We start from the raw sequence: 17,206 nt of genomic DNA, 5'->3' as shown, positions 1-17,206 counted from the left end.
TTGCTTCCTTTTTGATCATCTTGCTACGTGGTTCAGTATAAATACAGGATGTTAAGAGAAATGATTATCTATGTAAAAGATTTGTAATCGGATGAATAGAGCATTTGACGGGAGGGTTTGAGACGATATAATAAAGTAAGGAACATGTATAATCATACATAACTAAAAGAAGGGAGTGAGGACACTTGGGAAAATGACGGTGCATGTGATGTGGCGGCAAATTCAAAAAACAAATATACGAAGGAGGTGAACCCGTAACTGTCTATCAATTTGACAGTACGGGATATACACTTGACTGACCCCTTACCCAGTTTACTTAATTTAGTTTTGGTGGCATTTCTGGTGATGCTCAATGGATTTTTTGTATCGGCTGAATTCGCAATGGTTAAAATTCGCAGTAGTCGATTAGAAACATTAGTCGATGGTGGTAGTAAAAGAGCGCGCTTTGCGCAAACGATCGTAAACAATCTGGATGCTTACCTTTCTGCTTGTCAGTTAGGGATTACACTGGCATCGCTTGGATTGGGGTGGATTGGTGAACCAGCAATTGCTGACCTGATCAGACCTATATTTACGGCATTTGGCTGGAATAATGATGTAGCTGTACACACTGTCTCTATTGTGATTGCTTTTGTTGTAATCACGGTATTGCATATTGTACTTGGAGAGCTTGCTCCGAAGTCTCTGGCGATTCGCAAAGCGGAAGTCGTGAGCTTATGGACAGCAGCACCGATGCTCTTATTCCATAAAATCATGTATCCCTTTATCTGGGTGTTGAACGGCATGGCGAACGCTTTACTCAAAATGTTTGGTATTGCTCCGGTCTCTGAAGAAGATTCCGCTCACACAGAAGAGGAAATACGTATACTTATGAAGGAAAGCAACAAGAGCGGACTGATCGATAATACCGAACTGGCGCTGGTTGATAATATATTCGAATTTGCTGATACAACCGCCCATGAGATCATGATCCCACGTACAGAAATGATCTGTCTGAGTCTACATGGTTCCAAAGAAGAAAATTTGGAACTGGCTTTTGAAGGAATGCGTACTCGTTATCCTGTATGCGATGGCGACAAAGATCATATTGTCGGATTTGTGCATATTAAAGATTTGATGCGTTATCAAAGTGTAGATTCAGCCAAATTGATCCGTCCCATTATAGCTGTACCTGAATCAATCAAAATTAGTGAACTGATGAAGCTCATGCAACGTGGTAAAACACAGATTGCAATTTTGATTGATGAATATGGTGGTACAGCGGGTCTAGTAACTCTTGAAGACATTATGGAAGAAATCGTCGGCGAAATTCAGGATGAATTTGACCATGAGCGTCCAGCTGTAGAGCCTATTGATGATATGACTTACTCCATTGATGGAATGATGTTAATTGAGGAGATCAACACACGGTTCTCATTGGATTTGGATTCGACAGAATACGATACCATTGGTGGTTGGCTGTATTCCCGAGTGGAGTCTTTACCTCCGCAAACCGGGCAAAGTGTGGCACATGAAGGACATCTGTTTGTGATCGAAGAGACCGAACAGAAGCGTATTTCAAGGGTGAAATTAGTCATTACGCAATTCGCAACAACTCATAATCAGGCAGGAGCCTGAACATCTTGCAAGTAAAACAAAGAGCAAATGACTGAAGTGATCAGTCATTTGCTCTTTTATTACATATACATCTCAAAGACATAAGCGAGCATTTTCGTTTATGTCTTTTTTTATATTCGGAGGCTATAAAGGTAGTTTTTGCAGATAAAAAATATACTTTAATTCTTTTTATCTAACAGTGTAAGTTTTTTCTTTACAGATGCCGATATAGATGATATCATCTAACACTGTAAGATATAATCTAACGGTGTTAGGTATAATTAGATAAATAATCTCTCTTCTGCCTTGTAGCTATTGAGCTATGCATAAGGTTGTAGCGAACCGTCTATTTGTTAATAAATAATAAAAGAAAGTAGTGATTGATATGGATGCCAAAAATCTGTATTACTTTGAAGAAGCGCCTATTGCAAAGTCTGTAGCTCATTTTGCTGTGCCGATGATGTTAGGAATGTCGATGAGTGTAATCTATTCGATTTTAAATGCGTATTTTATTGGTACACTCCACAATACAGCGATGTTAACTGCACTAGCATTAACATTACCTTTATTTGCGGTGATTATGGCGTTAGGCAATTTGCTAGGGATAGGAAGCGGGGCGTTTATCTCTCGCTTATTAGGGGAGAAAAGATATAACGATGTCAAACATGTATCTTCGTTTGCTTTTTATAGTAGTCTAATACTGGGCTTACTGGTGGTAGTATTCGGACTTCCTTTGCTTGATCCCATCGTGCATTTTTTGGGAGCTAATTCAGAATCATTTGCGTTTACCAAAGACTATGTCATGATTATGCTTGCTGGTTCACCGTTTATTTTATTATTTTTTATGCTTGAAAATATTGTACGTTCTGAAGGTGCAGCTACTACTTCGATGATGGGTATGATTTTGAATGTGATTGTAAATATTATTCTGGATATGGTAGTCATTTTCGTTTTTCATTGGGGTATTATTGGAGTGGCTTCTGCTACAGTTATTTCTAATTTAGTAGCAAGTGCATATTATATTTTTCATATCAGATACAGTAGTCAGTTTTTGACGGTTTCAATCAAAGTGTTCAAAATCAATACAGAAATAGTAAGCAATGTATTCAAAATTGGAGTACCGGTGTTTATTATGAGTCTTTTTATGGGAGCCATGTCTTTAATTTTTAATCGTTTTCTGATCGAATATGGAGAACAAGCTGTAGCTGGATTTGGAATTTCATCACGTTTGCTGCAATTTCCTGAATTTATTTTGATGGGATTGTGTGAAGGTATTGTACCCATGATTGCTTTTAATTTTGCAGCAAATAAAGAACGGATGAAACAAACGATTACATTTACGATTAAAATGATTGTGATATTAGCGACTGTATTCGGTGCTGTTGTTTACTTGATTTCAGATCATTTAATAGGGTTATTTACACAAGATATACAATTGATCGAAATGGGAAGTTATATTCTACACGTAACGTTTTTATCTTTATTTATCACTGGAATCACTGTATTATTTACAGGTATTTTTCAAGCAACCGCGCAAGGAACTGCGGCATTTGTGATGTCTATTATTCAAGGGATAACATTGATCCCTGTATTGTATATCGCTAATCAAATAAATGGATTTCACGGAGTGATCTGGTCATTGGTTATTTCGGATGTCGTGGCATTTCTGGTAGGAGCTATCATGCTGTATATATTGCGTAACAAATTACAGCCTGATTTGGAAAGTATCGTAGCGTAAAAGAAACCAGATAAAGAATAGAAAAGTTGATATGTTAATATAAAAATGATAACAACGTATAGAATAGAAGAGTAGAAGTATAAAAGTAAACACTAAAATAGCCACAACCCTCTTAACAGAAATAGAAGAGAGTTGTGGCTATTTTTTATATTTATATACTTAAAAATGAAGTATAAAATTCATTATAACGATGTAACGACTTAGCGACGACGATCTGCATCTTCGCTTTCAGCGTCGATTTCTTCGTCCTCTTCCGTTACCTGTAACTCGGTATCGCCTTCATCATCAGCTACATAACGGTCTAAATCTTCACCACGCTGTACATGACGTTGACCGCCTTCAATATCGTTACCAGCAAACTTCTCAATATCTTCTACAGTGCCAGTGTCTTTATTTTCTCCACCTTCAGCAAGTTCGTTGTAGCTTTCTACATCACGTTGTGTAGACATTGCAGGTGAATCAGCTACACCATATTCTTCGACAGCTTGCCATGCGCCAGCATCATCGAATTTACCGGTATGACTTTGACGGTTTTCACCAGCACCTTTAGCAGCAGGTGTAATCAAATCTTCCTCGATAGGACGGTAATCATTCACACCGCCGCCTTCTTCAGCACTTTCACCGACTAACATAGTCGTATAAGGCAGTGCTTGTAGACGTTCAAAAGGAATTTGCTCACCACTAATTTCACTGACTCCATATGTGCCATCTTCGATACGTTGTAGTGCAGCATTGACTTGATCTAGCTTATCATCCATATTGTCGTCGATAGCCATATCACGTTCACGCTCATATGTTTCTGTACCCAAATCAGCAGGGTGGTTATCTACAGAAGACAATTCACCCGTAGAATCAAGCTCAGATTCAACTTGGCCATCAGTTGTATCATTTTCCATATTAAAATGGCGTTCAAGTGCCTCTTTATCTTCTAAAAGACTATTTTTCAATTCCTCAATTTGTGCAGATGTTAAATGTTTCATTGGATATTGCCCCTTTCAAAACGAGTTATCGTCAAGTTATTAAGTATATGTTAGTTTGTATAATCTATTCTCCAATTACCCTACTACACTCAAAATCAATCGCTTGTTAATAAAAGGGAAAGTTTGGTTAATACAAAACTAGCAACATTAAAATTTGAAAGGGGAGAATTAATGTGAAAGCACTAACATACCAAGGTAAGCGTAAAGTTAAAGTCAAAGAGGTAGAAGATGCGAAGTTACAAAAACAAGATGATGTTCTAATCCGTATTACATCTACAGCAATTTGCGGATCTGATTTGCATATATTTAATGGTAATATCCCGGGTATGGATGGAGATTATGTTATCGGACATGAGCCAATGGGAATCGTAGAAGAAGTAGGGCCAGAAGTAACCAAAGTGAAAAAAGGCGATCGTGTTATTATTCCTTTTAACGTATCTTGTGGTGAATGTTTCTTCTGTAAAAACGAAATGGAAAGTCAATGTGATAATGCAAATGAGAATCCTGAAAAAGATACAGGCGCAATGTTCGGTTATTCCAATACTTATGGCGGATTCGCTGGTGGACAAGCAGAATACTTACGTGTACCATACGGTAACTTCTTACCATTTGTTATTCCAGATAGTTTGGAAGTTCCTGATGAAGACGTGCTATTCTTGTCTGACGTTATCCCAACGGCGTACTGGAGTGTTGAAAGCGCTGGCGTGAAAAAAGGCGATACGGTTATCGTACTTGGTTGCGGTCCAATCGGCTTAATCACTCAAAAATTCGCTTGGCAAAAAGGAGCAAAACGCGTTATCGCTGTCGATCATATCGATTATCGTCTAGCTCATGCGAAGCGTACTAATAATGTAGAAACGGTTAACTTCAAAGATGTAGGCGATGCAGATCAATATCTGATTGAACTTACAAGCGGTGGAGCAGACGTTGTTATCGACTGTGTAGGTCTAGATGCAGAGAAATCAACGATTGAGAAAGTAGAAACTGCTTTGAAAATTCAAGGCGGTTCACTAGGAGCTTTCCAATTAGCAAGTAATGTAGTACGCAAATTCGGTACGATTCAATTAACAGGGGTATATGGATTGAACTATAACCAATTCCCACTAGGTCACTTATTTGAACGTAATATTCAGTTGAAAATGGGTCAAGCACCTGTAGTTCACTATATGCCAGAGTTGTTCAAACAAATTCAAACAGGACAGTTCAGCGCTGCTGATATTATCACTCATCGTCTTTCTTTGGATGAAGCAGAGCATGGTTATCATGTGTTTGATAGCAAAGAAGAGAACTGTATCAAAGTCGTACTGAAACCATAATAGGTTATTAATCAGTAGACTAGCCGTTAACAATATGTATCTCATCGATTATAAAAGTGTAGATTCCTTGTGGAGTCTGCACTTTTTTTGTGCTCTGATCTTGCAAAAGCGATATGTTCATCTTATAATTTGATAATGATAATCATTTTCAATTAGAGAAAGAAAAGTAAACTTGATTATTGCTATTCGAATTATTATTTCTGAAAGGAAGCGTTGAAATGAATATCTCTCTTCCCGCATTTCACCATGCGTTTTATACATTATCTTTGCGCAAGCCTGAACAACCAGACAGTATTATTCGAATAGGAGAAGTACAGTTTGGTGGGGGGCGCTTTGTAGCGATTGTGTCGACAGAAGCAGAATCAAGAATCGAAATGGAGCAAGATGCCGCTGCGATTAGTCGTTCAGGAGCACAAATCATCGCCGGTCATTGGAAAGAGCAGAATGAAGGCATTCCATTTCGTAAAATGAGTATATTACAACGTGTAGCCAATCAATATGGACTACTGACAATGCTCGAAGTAACAGCTCATGAACAATTGAAAATATGTGAAGAATATGCGGATCTGATTGCTATTGATATTCGTTTACTACGTAATCAATTATTATTACGCCGATTAAGTAGTGTGAAGCGCCCGATTATTTTGAAGCGTAGCCATCAAGATTCGTATGAAGATTTGTTAGGAGCCGCTGAATATTTATTATCTCATGGTAACCCCAATATTATTTTATGTGAAGGAAGTATGTGCCCTTTTGAAAATATACAATATAACTCGCTAGATATAGCTGCGATTCCAGAATTGCGCCAATTAACTCATCTACCTGTTATTGCTTATCCTGTACATTGTATCTCTAATGGAAATACGCTTAACTCACTGACCAAAGCCTGTGTAGCAGTAGGAGCGGATGGATTATTATTAGAATTGAAGTCTACGGCTGAAAATAATCAAGCCAGCACCTATCCTACACCGACTCAAGCTTTATCAACAGAAGAATATGCCGCATTAATGCATGATGTACGGATGCTTGCACTGGTATGTGGACGACGAATGAGCCGGATGAAGAATTAACAAAGATCGATCGGTATTGAGTATTATCGAAAAGTTAAGGTCTGAACTGCTCAATCGGTGTTGCATGAATTTTTAATTTGTGTTTTTGGATCTCCTGATATAGCTTCTCAGAAATGATCGGATTCGAAATGTATGTATATTCTAGTGTGAAAAATTCATCTTGTTTGATTTTTTGTTCATCCAGTATAATTTGCTCAAATCCTTTGGCTATGCGGCGAGGTGGTTGCTCGATAGAGCGTAGAACCAGTTTCTTGCCAGCATATTGAGATTGTTCGTAATCGACACAATCGAGAGACTTTAATCGATGAGCAATCCAGTATGTTCCCGGTACAGGCTCCTGATTATAATAGTATATCTGTGCAGGGATAAACTGTGCGACTACATTCCATTGTTCTAGCAGTTGCTTCCATGCATCGGATACAACAGTAGCTCTATTACCCGTATAGAAGAAATCAACATCCATTTTTCTCAAGTTAGAATCCAAGATGACTTCAGCAGTCGTATGTGTTGGTAATTCTGTGTGGTCTGGATCATAATATTGATCCAGTGCAGGCAGGAATGTAGCTCCTCCTGAAATAAATCCTTTGCGTGGATACTGATATTCCAAAACATAATATTGCATAGCGTGTATTCATTCCTTTCAACTCTGAAATATCTTTGGTTCTATGTATTGTGAGAAAATGTGCTGAAATAATTATAATAAAAGACCTGTCATATCACAAATGACAGGTCTTTTATCGTTATTCATATGAATGAACACACTACGGATAGATAATCAAAGAAATAACATTAAAATGCCCATTCGCCTTGACGGAATACAGGTTCTTTTTCGCCGTCTTTAGTGATACCATAGATATCCATTTCACCGGAACCAATCATAAAGTCGACATGAGTAAGACTGTTATTCAGTCCACGTTCATTCAATTCATCACGAGACAATTCTTTACCACCGATCAAGTTAAATGCGTATGCACTACCGATCGCAAGGTGATTCGAAGCGTTCTCATCAAACAATGTATTGTAATAAAGAATATTGGACTCAGAGATCGGTGATTTGTGAGGCACTAATGCAACTTCACCAAGATAGTGAGAACCTTCATCCATACTTACCAGACGCTCTAATGTATCTTGTCCTTGCTGTGCTTCTATACCTACAATACGACCGTCTTTGAATGTTAATTTGAAGTTGTCGATAATGTTACCACCATAACTTAATGGCTTAGTGCTACTTACATAGCCATTAACATCACTTTTCAGTGGAGCTGTAAATACTTCTTCTGTTGGCATATTTGCCATAAATGTAAATCCACGTTCGCTTGTACTTTCTGCTGCTGCCCATAGATGACCTTCAGGAAGTCCAATCGTTAAGTCTGTTCCAGGTGCAACATAATGTAATTGTTTGTATGCTTTATCATTTAGATATTTGGATTTGGTATTTAATAATTCAACATGTTTTTCCCATGCTTCGATCGCATCGCCATTACCTACACGTACTGCTTTGAGGATCGCATCCCACATAGCAGATACTTGTTCTTCTTTAGCTACATCCGGGAATACTTTAGCAGCCCAAGCTTCTGAAGGTACAGCAACAATCGACCAGCTTAATTTTTCAGATTGTACATATTCACGATATTTAGCTAATGCTTTATTTGCAGTCATTTGATAGGTAGAAATGCGTTCTGGATTAACTCCTTTGAGCAAATCAGGATCATCTGAAACGACATGCAAAATCGCTCCGCCATCTACTGCAAGTTCTTCCATTTCAGCAGCATACCATTTTGGACCAATTTCAAATGATTCATCTGGAGCCAAATCATAACGCATACGTGCGATTTGATCATCACTCCAATTGACTTTAACAAGAACAGCACCAGCTTCATATGCTTTTTTGGTCACTACACGTACAAATTCAACAGCATCAATCGAAGCATTGATCACCAAACGCTGACCTGGCTGTATATTAACACCGACACGTACCGCAAGTTCGGCGTACTGTTCTAATTTGCTCTGAAAATCTGACATTGATAAATTCCTCCATTTCAAATACAAAAATGTGTCAAAGAATCATTTTATGATCCGTCTTATCTATTTTACAGGAATCTATTCACAAAGAAAACAAAATGTATAAATGTATAAATTTCCATATCCAAAAATAAAATTTGGTTTCTTTAAAAAAATGGTCTAGAATACTGTATAAATTGATATATTTATTATGAATCCGTTATCGGTTGATGTGAGGTAAGAGAGGGGCAATCTGGATGGTATCCGATTGGAGAGTAGCAGAAGAAGCATTACGCCGCATAGGTGTCAGTGGTAGTGATGATAATGATCCGGTAGTTATATCTGGTTATGCAGATGGAGCACGATGTATAGGGATAGGAACAGATGCGGCTGTATTTACGTATGATCAAGTTCCTGAGTATGCCTTTAAGCTGTTTACACCGGAAGCGATTGATAAAATTCAATCTGAAGTATTTGTATATGAGCGATTAGCAGGTTCACCTTATTTTCCGACCTGTTATGGTAGAGGTACGAACTATCTGGTAATGAGTTATGAAGAAGGGCCGACACTACAAGATTGTTTGTTACAAGGGATTGAAGTTCCCGAGCAAGTCATTTTGGATGTAGAAGCTGCTAGAGAGTATGTACGTAGCATTGGTCTGAATCCGCGGGATATTCATTTAAAAAATGTAATTGTACAAAATGGACATGCTAAAGTAATTGATGTGTCTGAATATATTCAAAAAGGTGATGATAAGCGCTGGGATCATCTCGTATGGGCATATTATCAATTTTATAGTCGGATATCCGGGAAAAGTATTCCGTCATGGGTACTCGATACGGTCAAAAATTGGTATTCACGTCTAGGTAAAACGAATATCGATCTTGAAGAATTTGCGAAAAGAGCAGGCGAACTGTTCTCTAAATATATGAAATAAAAAAAAGAAAGGAAGTTCTCTACATCATCTTGTAGAGAGCTTCCTTTTTATAATAAAGCAGACAGTTAAAAAGAAATCAAAGCGTAACCAAAGCAAGTTGCAAATTAAAGTTTGAATCCAGCTAATAGTTGTTGAAGATCTTCAGCAAGTGAAGAGAGGTAACGAGCAGATTCAGATACTTCTTCCATAGTTGATAATTGTTCTTCACTCGCAGCATTCATTTCTTGAATACCCGCTGAGCCTTGTTCAGATAGAGCACTTAAATGTTCCATCGCTTCAGAGATTTGTTGAGATTGTACAGTGATAGATCCAACCATCAAACGTGTGCCACCGATTTGTTCTACAGTATCTGCAACCGCTTGACGAATCGCTTCAAACGCTACATTTACACGTTCACTGCTTTGAACCCCGGCTTGTACATTACTTACAGACGTATGAACTTGTTCGACTGCTTTTTGACTTTCTGATTGTACATCTGAGATCAATGCTGTAATTTGCGTAGAAGATTGTGCTGCACCTTCTGCAAGTTTGCGAATCTCATCTGCAACGACTGCAAATCCGCGTCCAGACTCACCGGCACGAGCCGCTTCAATTGAAGCATTTAGAGCAAGCAAGTTGGTTTGTTTGGCAATTTGTTGAATCGCTTGTGAAGCTAGTCCAATCTCATCTGATTTTTGGTTCAAGCTAGTCAATACATTCAAGTTATCCTGAATATTACTTGCCAGATTATTGATCAAATGGGTAATTTCTTGCACTTCACTAATTCCATTACCAGCGGTTTCTTCCATATGATTCGTAAGTGCTTGAACATTTTTATTGCTTGTTTGTAACTGTTTCATTTTATCGGTCATTTCATTTGTTGCATTCGTTACCTGGTTAACCGTTTCGACTTGAGATTCGAATCCAGTTGATAATTCACCAGAAGAAGTAGCAATATGGGAAGAAGCTTTGGCTGTTTGTTCAGCACTAGCTGTTAATTGTTCTGATGAAGCAGAGAGAGTCATTGCACTTTCGTCTACTTTTTTCGTAATTTCACGAATACTCGATATCATAGTATTGAATCCAGCAGACAATTGACCAATCTCATCTCGGGATGCGTAGTCGGAATGAACTGTAAGATCACCATCTGAAGCATTAGTCATTAATTGTGTTACATTGTTGAGAGGACGTACAATCAAGCGTACGATCCAACCACCTAGTAGTAGGGAGATAATCAATCCTATTACAAATAGAATGCCTGTAATCCATTGGGATTGGCTATATTGTTGATCAGCAGCTACTTTGGCATTGCCTGCTTCATCAATAAGATTAGTACGCATAGCATTCAGTACTTCGTTTAGCTGAGTACGTTGGCTATTAAGATTCGCATAGGCTTGAAAAGCTTGTTGATTCTGGTTAGCGGCTGCTAATGCGGCGATTTTATCGCGTTGTTCTGAAAATGCTGTTGCTAACGGAACCAGTTCAGCGGCTAACTTTTGATTCGAAGGACTCAATGTCATTTGTCCCATCATTTCAAATTGTTCTTTATTATTGGCCGCAGTGACATTAATTTGATTCATCAAACTTTTATTAACGGTTGGATCAGTCGTCTGCATTAATTCAAGAAGGCTAGCGGCATTATCACCATAGTTCATAATAATTTGATCCATAATCGTAAGAGAGCGCATATTGACTTCGTACATATTTGAAGCGACTTTGGACATTTGATTAGTCATTAATGTGCCTGTAGCGCTTAACATCACTAAAACGAGTAGATTTACTACAATAAGCGTAATGATTTTAGTTCTAACTTTCCAATTTCTCATGCTATTTTCTCCTGACTGAATATATATTATATTTTGAAGCGGGCAAGAGTTGTTTGTAAGTTCTCAGCTAAATCAGCCAAATAACGTGCTGCACTTGAGACTTCTTCCATTGTAGACAATTGCTCTTCACTTGCAGCGCCTGTCTGTTGGATACCCGCAGAACTTTCTTCTGATATTGCACTTACATGTCCCATAGCTTCTGCAATCGTCTCGGATTGCTTAGCAACTTCTTGAATCAAAGAACCTGTACGAATAATTTTCTCTGTTGTATTACTAACAGAATGTTGAATCGCTTCAAATGCTGTGTTTACACGAGTACTACTAGCTACTGTACTTTGAATACTATCTGACGACTTATGAACCTGTTCAACCGCCATATGACTATCATGTTGAATAGACTGAACCATATTAGAGATCAATGTAGAAGAATCCGCTGTACTGGAAGCAAGTTTACGAATTTCTTCAGCAACTACCGCAAATCCTCTACCTGCATCACCTGCACGAGCTGCTTCAATCGAAGCGTTAAGAGCAAGCAAATTCGTTTGTTGTGCAATCTGTTGAATTGCAGATGAAGCAATACTAATCTGATTGGATTTGTCATTCAAATTAGTCATAACGGCTAGATTATCTTGCATATCTTGAGCTATACCTTGAATTAACTGGGTAATCTCGGTAACTTCGCTTAGTCCATTTTTGGCATCAGCATTCATTTGTTCTGTCATTTGATTAACTTCGTTACTTATTGCTGCTACATGACCCATACGTTCATACATCAAGCCGATTGATTGGTTGACCTGGTTAACAGATTCGACTTGAGATTCGATTCCGGTAGACATTTCATTGGTAGCCACTGCAATATGTTCTGCTGCTTGGGCTGTCTGATCTGCACTTGCTGTTAATTCTTCTGAAGAAGCAGATAACGTCATCGCACTTTCATCAACTTTACGGATAATATCTCTTACATTAGTCATCATCGCATTAAATGAAGTGGTCACTTGTCCAATTTCATCACGAGATTGATAAGAACCGTTAACGGTAAGATCACCTTCACCAGCACTACCCATTAATTGTTGTAACTGTTTGAGAGGGCGACTGATTATACGGCTAATCCAAAGACCTGCAAGAGCAGAGATTAGAGCACCAGCAACAAATACAATAATCAATACGAATTTGGCAACAGATGCTAGATGTATAGCTTGTTCATTATTGTTTTGTGCTTCTTTTTTTAGTAAAGCATTTAGTGCTTTGGTTGTATCATTCATACTAACGCGTAATGGTTCGACATCGGTTTGGAAGATACGGTAAGCTTCAGTGTTATTATTTTGTGATGCATTTTGGAGTACTTCTTCAATTTTGGAAGTGTAATCTGTAAGTGACTTGCTGTAAGTATCATAGAGCTTGGTTGCTTCTGGAGTAAGAGTGATCGTACTCATATCTGTATATAAAGTTTGATTTTGGGTCAAACGTTCTTTGATCGAAGAGTCTAATGCTGCATTGCGATCTTTATCTGTAGTAATAATAAATTCAAGTAATGCTGCTTCAATTGTTCTATTATCAATAATGATCTGACTTACATCACTAATGGCTCGGACATTCTGGTTATACATTTCATTAGATTCGGTAGACATAAGATCCGTTGTTTTGTAACCTGCAAATCCAACGATAATCATAAACAATGCACTGAGTAACGTTAAGCTTATAATTTTGGTTTGTACTTTTAAATGTTTCATCAGCTTCATCTCATTCCATTAATAATTAGTAGTTAATAAGTCTTGGTTTTTAAGTAATGTAAATATCTCACATTTTGTCGAATATGTCGATAGATTTTTAAACATTTTTTCATTAAATGTATTTTAATGTATTTTTAAGCAAACATTAATATTAAAATGGTAACTAGAAAAATACCTATAAATCCCTGAATAAAAGCATTTATTAACATTTTATTGTTGTAACAAATTATATTTCGGCAAATTTTTTAAAAAATGTATAGTTATCTAAAAAATAAATAAACAAATATTAATTGTCGAATATAGTCGTAATTTATTTAGTATAAAAGACCCTATTTTACTAAATATAAAATAAATAAACATACTTTGTTGCAAAAAAGGGTATTGAGTAGGAGCGCTTATTTCCAGCGTAGCTTTATTTTGAATGAAGAAAGGAAGATCATTGTGGATAAAAAACATTTATATATTAACGGGGAGTGGGTTACAGCTCAGTCCTATACGCCTTTATATTCTCCATACAATCGTTCCCTGATTGCGGAAGTTGCCGAAGCTAATGAGGAAGAAACCAAGCAGGCTATAGCGGCGGCTTATGAAGCTAGAGCAACGATGCGTGCTATGCCAGCACACCAACGCGCATCTATTTTGGAAAATCTAGCACGGCTGCTAGAACAACGTTCAGAAGAAGCAGCACAATTGATAGCACTTGAAGGTGCTAAACCGCTACAAGCTGCTCGAACAGAAATAGGTCGTACAGTAGAAACGTATAAATTTGCCGCAGAAGAAGCCAAACGGATTCATGGAGAAACGATTCCACTGGATGCTTCTGTAAGTGGAGAAGGACGAATCGCTTATACGGTCAAAGAGCCTGTAGGTGTGGTAGGAGCGATCACGCCATTTAACTTCCCTATGAATCTGGTTGCACACAAAGTAGGACCTGCTCTTGCTGCCGGAAATACAGTGGTATTGAAACCTGCGGAGCAGACTCCATTATCTTCTTTCTTATTAGCAGAATTATTACAAGAAGCTGGTCTACCTGCGGGAGCGCTAAATGTAGTAACAGGGGATGGCAAAGTGGTAGGTGATGTTATCGTAACGGATGAACGTGTCAAAGCATTGTCATTCACAGGTAGTCCGGCAGTAGGCATCTCGATTCGATCCAAAGCAGGTCTTAAAAAGGTAACATTAGAGCTAGGTTCTAACTCGGGACTGATTATTGACCGTGATACCGATATTCCTGCAATGATTCAGCGTGCGGTCTCCGGTGCATTTGGCAATCAGGGACAAGTCTGTATTTCTATTCAGCGTATTTATGTACATCAAGACATCTTTGATGATTTTGTAGATCAATTTGTCCAAGCAACGCGTCAACTGAAGCTAGGTGATCCGATGAATGAAGATACTGATGTGTCTGCTATGATCGCACCCAAAGAACAGACAAGAGCAATAGAATGGATAGAAGAAGCTGTATCTCAAGGAGCAGAGATTGCGTATGGAGGTACAATAGAAGAAGATCTTCTTTTACCTACTGTCTTGTTACGAGTGAATCCCGAGGTACGTGTCGCTTGTCAGGAAGTATTCGCTCCTATTGTGATGATCAATCCTGTAGCAGATATGGAAGAAGGGATTCGTGAAGTCAATCGTTCTAATTATGGATTACAAGCAGGGATCTACACACAACAACTGTCAACAGCATTTCAAGCGGCTGAGAAATTAGAAGTAGGTGGAGTGATTGTTAATGATATCCCATCATTCCGTGTCGATCATATGCCATATGGTGGAGTAAAACAAAGTGGAATTGGTCGTGAAGGAATTAAGTATGCGTTAGAAGAAATGTTAGAGACTAAGTTAGTAGTCTTTAAAAAATAAGCCAGTACACCAAAATAATTTCCAGTTAAATTGATAAAAATATGTTTATAAGCGCCCTGATTCTTATAACCTTTTTTCTCTTTTTATGAATCTGAATTTAATTAAGACTTAATTACTGCTGAAAAGTAGAATTAAGTCTTTTTTACGTGCGAAAAGTAAGGTAGTTTTCTCCAAATGATACTAAACTGTACAGCTCATGTCAGATAAATCAGCTATTTTCATCTTTTTCCATATTTTTATCTAAAAAGGTATTTATTTTTTTTAGGAATCATGATACGATTCCTTTCAGACGCAAGAAGAAATCCACAAAATGATTTATTTGGTAAAATATGAGCGTCCAAAAGGAGGGGTACCGGTTACTGATTGTTGTTGTAGATGTTGCCCGCAGTTTGTAGCTGGCGCTTGAGCGTTCGATACGAATGCTATCATTGAATTTTGGCAAAGGCTCACAGGTACTTAGAAGAAAAATCACAAAAAGTTGTTATTAGGCAATACCAAAAAACCAAGTGAACAGGGGAGAATACTTTGAAAAAGACGTTTGGATTTATACTTGCCGGTAGTTTGTTGATTGGTGCTCAGGCTCCAGCTTTTGCTGCTTCTGCTAATGAAGTAACACCACTAGGAGATTACACTCCACAAGTAATTACACAATCTACTTTGGTAACAAGCGGATTGGCTGGTGATGCAAAAGTATGGAAATTCTTGGACAGACAAAAACGTACAATTGCCGGAGATCAACAAGCAACTGCACAACAAGTTTTTGATATTACTAAACGTCAAGCAGATTCCTCTACAGGTACAGAACATTATCGCATCAACCAAATCTACGAAGGCGTTCCAGTATACGGTGCAGAACAAACATTGCACTTTGATAAAACAGGAAATGTATCTTTGTACTTGGGTAGCGTAGTTGAAGATGTCTACGGTAAATTAAGCGATGCTAAAGATGCAAAAGCAGCTGTAACTCCAAAAATTAGCGCTTCTGAAGCAATCAAAATTGCTGAAAAAGATGCTGCTTCTAAAATTGGTTCATTAGGTGAAGCTCAAAAAGCACCAAGTGCTAAATTGTATGTATATGCTCCAGAAGATAAAGCTAGCTTAGCTTATGTAACTGAAGTAAACGTACTTACTCCTGAACCACTTCGTACACGTTACTTTATCGATGCTAAAGATGGTTCAATCTTGTTCCAATATGACTTGATTGAGCATGCTACAGGAACAGGTAAAGGGGTATTGGGCGATACGAAGTCGTTCACAACAACTGTATCTGGTTCTAGCAACTTGTTAATCGATAGTACACGTGGAAAAGGTGTACAAACATATACAGCAGCTAACCGTAGTACTTTGCCAGGATCAACAGTATCCAGCACAAGCAGTACATTTAATGATCCTGCTGCTGTAGATGCTCATACTTACGCAGAAAGAGTATATGATTTCTACAAATCTAACTTTGGACGTAACAGTATTGATGGTAATGGTCTAGCTCTTAAATCTACAGTTCATTACTCTACTAACTACAACAATGCATTCTGGAACGGAACGCAAATGGTCTATGGAGATGGCGACGGTTCTACATTCGTTCCATTGTCTGGTGACTTGGATGTTGTAGGTCATGAATTGACTCACGGTGTAACCGAGTATACAGCTAACCTTGAATACTATGGTCAATCCGGTGCTTTGAATGAAGCAATCTCTGATATGTTCGGTAACACGATCGAAGGTAAAAACTGGTTGATCGGTGATGCAATCTATACTCCAGGTACTTCTGGTGATGCTCTTCGTTACATGGATAACCCTGCTAAAGGTGGACAACCAGCTTCAATGTCTGCTTATGTAAATACATCCAGTGATAACGGTGGCGTACACACAAACAGTGGTATTCCGAACAAAGCATACTACTTGTTAGCGCAAGGTGGAACATTTGGTGGAGTAAATACAACAGGTATCGGTCGTTCACAAGCGATCCAAATCGTATACCGTGCATTGAACTACTACTTGACTTCTAGCTCTAACTTCTCTGCTTACCGTTCTGCAATGATCCAAGCATCTACAGATTTGTATGGTGCAAACTCTGCTCAAACAACAGCTGTTAAAAACTCTTTGAGCGCTGTTGGTATCAACTAATCTCCAATCGTCGTAAATAAAGAAGCAGTAAATGATCTCTTAGAG

General features: G+C 38.1%; 12 protein-coding genes. 7 read left to right on the top strand and 5 right to left on the bottom strand.

Annotated features, from left to right (window positions below; all coding sequences use genetic code 11):
- Positions 1-291 precede the first annotated feature (291 nt).
- Together PQ456_RS11870 and PQ456_RS11865 are read left to right on the top strand one after the other, a co-directional pair.
- On the top strand, positions 292-1,617 hold the full coding sequence (locus tag PQ456_RS11870; RefSeq protein WP_273612467.1) for a hemolysin family protein: 1,326 nt from the start codon (positions 292-294) through the stop codon (positions 1,615-1,617).
- A gap of 364 nt (positions 1,618-1,981) precedes the next feature.
- Positions 1,982-3,334 (top strand): MATE family efflux transporter, encoded by a 1,353-nt coding sequence (locus tag PQ456_RS11865; protein WP_273612466.1) that lies wholly within the window; start codon positions 1,982-1,984, stop codon positions 3,332-3,334.
- A 200-nt stretch (positions 3,335-3,534) separates the two neighbouring features.
- Here PQ456_RS11865 and PQ456_RS11860 read toward each other — a convergent pair whose 3' ends face one another.
- Positions 3,535-4,314: a TraR/DksA C4-type zinc finger protein gene (locus tag PQ456_RS11860; protein WP_273612465.1), complete on the bottom strand. Its 780-nt coding sequence runs from the start codon at positions 4,312-4,314 to the stop codon at positions 3,535-3,537.
- A gap of 173 nt (positions 4,315-4,487) precedes the next feature.
- Here PQ456_RS11860 and PQ456_RS11855 point away from each other — a divergent pair, with 173 nt between their 5' ends.
- Both PQ456_RS11855 and PQ456_RS11850 read left to right on the top strand, forming a co-directional pair.
- Positions 4,488-5,630: a zinc-dependent alcohol dehydrogenase gene (locus tag PQ456_RS11855; RefSeq protein WP_273612464.1), complete on the top strand. Its 1,143-nt coding sequence runs from the start codon at positions 4,488-4,490 to the stop codon at positions 5,628-5,630.
- A 218-nt stretch (positions 5,631-5,848) separates the two neighbouring features.
- A complete protein-coding gene (locus PQ456_RS11850) occupies positions 5,849-6,700 on the top strand; it encodes a hypothetical protein (protein ID WP_273612463.1) in 852 nt (283 codons plus the stop codon).
- A 34-nt stretch (positions 6,701-6,734) separates the two neighbouring features.
- On the opposite strand, the gene PQ456_RS11845 is transcribed toward PQ456_RS11850, so the two are convergent.
- Positions 6,735-7,322 (bottom strand): imm11 family protein, encoded by a 588-nt coding sequence (locus tag PQ456_RS11845; RefSeq protein WP_273612462.1) that lies wholly within the window; start codon positions 7,320-7,322, stop codon positions 6,735-6,737.
- A gap of 167 nt (positions 7,323-7,489) precedes the next feature.
- Positions 7,490-8,722: an aminopeptidase gene (locus tag PQ456_RS11840; RefSeq protein WP_273612461.1), complete on the bottom strand. Its 1,233-nt coding sequence runs from the start codon at positions 8,720-8,722 to the stop codon at positions 7,490-7,492.
- A 236-nt stretch (positions 8,723-8,958) separates the two neighbouring features.
- On the opposite strand from PQ456_RS11840, the gene PQ456_RS11835 reads away from it, so the two are divergent.
- Positions 8,959-9,639, top strand: a complete 681-nt coding sequence (locus PQ456_RS11835) for a serine/threonine protein kinase (RefSeq protein ID WP_069328818.1) — start codon at positions 8,959-8,961, stop codon at positions 9,637-9,639.
- Positions 9,640-9,743: 104 nt separating this feature from the next.
- On the opposite strand, the gene PQ456_RS11830 is transcribed toward PQ456_RS11835, so the two are convergent.
- Together PQ456_RS11830 and PQ456_RS11825 are read right to left on the bottom strand one after the other, a co-directional pair.
- Positions 9,744-11,444 (bottom strand): methyl-accepting chemotaxis protein, encoded by a 1,701-nt coding sequence (locus PQ456_RS11830; RefSeq protein WP_273612460.1) that lies wholly within the window; start codon positions 11,442-11,444, stop codon positions 9,744-9,746.
- A gap of 26 nt (positions 11,445-11,470) precedes the next feature.
- The gene (locus PQ456_RS11825) at positions 11,471-13,174 is read right to left on the bottom strand and encodes a methyl-accepting chemotaxis protein (RefSeq protein ID WP_273612459.1); all 1,704 of its coding nucleotides are present in this window, start codon (positions 13,172-13,174) and stop codon (positions 11,471-11,473) included.
- Between the two features lie 435 nt (positions 13,175-13,609).
- On the opposite strand from PQ456_RS11825, the gene PQ456_RS11820 reads away from it, so the two are divergent.
- Positions 13,610-15,037 carry an aldehyde dehydrogenase family protein gene (locus PQ456_RS11820; protein ID WP_273616307.1) on the top strand — a complete coding sequence of 476 codons (1,428 nt, stop codon included), beginning with the start codon at positions 13,610-13,612 and terminating at the stop codon, positions 15,035-15,037.
- A 525-nt stretch (positions 15,038-15,562) separates the two neighbouring features.
- Complete coding sequence (locus tag PQ456_RS11815; protein ID WP_273612458.1) at positions 15,563-17,161, top strand: M4 family metallopeptidase; 1,599 nt, start codon at positions 15,563-15,565, stop codon at positions 17,159-17,161.
- Positions 17,162-17,206: the final 45 nt, after the last annotated feature.

The organism is Paenibacillus kyungheensis, from assembly GCF_028606985.1.
GTDB lineage: Bacteria > Bacillota > Bacilli > Paenibacillales > Paenibacillaceae > Saccharibacillus > Saccharibacillus kyungheensis.
This window is presented reverse-complemented; position numbering and strand designations above follow the sequence as displayed.

Excerpts from the sequence above, each read along its gene's own strand:
- PQ456_RS11865 (WP_273612466.1), top strand. The coding sequence starts at position 1,982 with ATGGATGCCAAAAATCTGTATTACTTTGAAGAAGCGCCTATTGCAAAG.
- PQ456_RS11860 (WP_273612465.1), bottom strand. The coding sequence starts at position 4,314 with ATGAAACATTTAACATCTGCACAAATTGAGGAATTGAAAAATAGTCTT.
- PQ456_RS11850 (WP_273612463.1), top strand. The coding sequence starts at position 5,849 with ATGAATATCTCTCTTCCCGCATTTCACCATGCGTTTTATACATTATCT.
- PQ456_RS11845 (WP_273612462.1), bottom strand. The coding sequence starts at position 7,322 with ATGCAATATTATGTTTTGGAATATCAGTATCCACGCAAAGGATTTATT.
- PQ456_RS11840 (WP_273612461.1), bottom strand. The coding sequence starts at position 8,722 with ATGTCAGATTTTCAGAGCAAATTAGAACAGTACGCCGAACTTGCGGTA.
- PQ456_RS11835 (WP_069328818.1), top strand. The coding sequence starts at position 8,959 with ATGGTATCCGATTGGAGAGTAGCAGAAGAAGCATTACGCCGCATAGGT.
- PQ456_RS11830 (WP_273612460.1), bottom strand. The coding sequence starts at position 11,444 with ATGAGAAATTGGAAAGTTAGAACTAAAATCATTACGCTTATTGTAGTA.
- PQ456_RS11825 (WP_273612459.1), bottom strand. The coding sequence starts at position 13,174 with ATGAAACATTTAAAAGTACAAACCAAAATTATAAGCTTAACGTTACTC.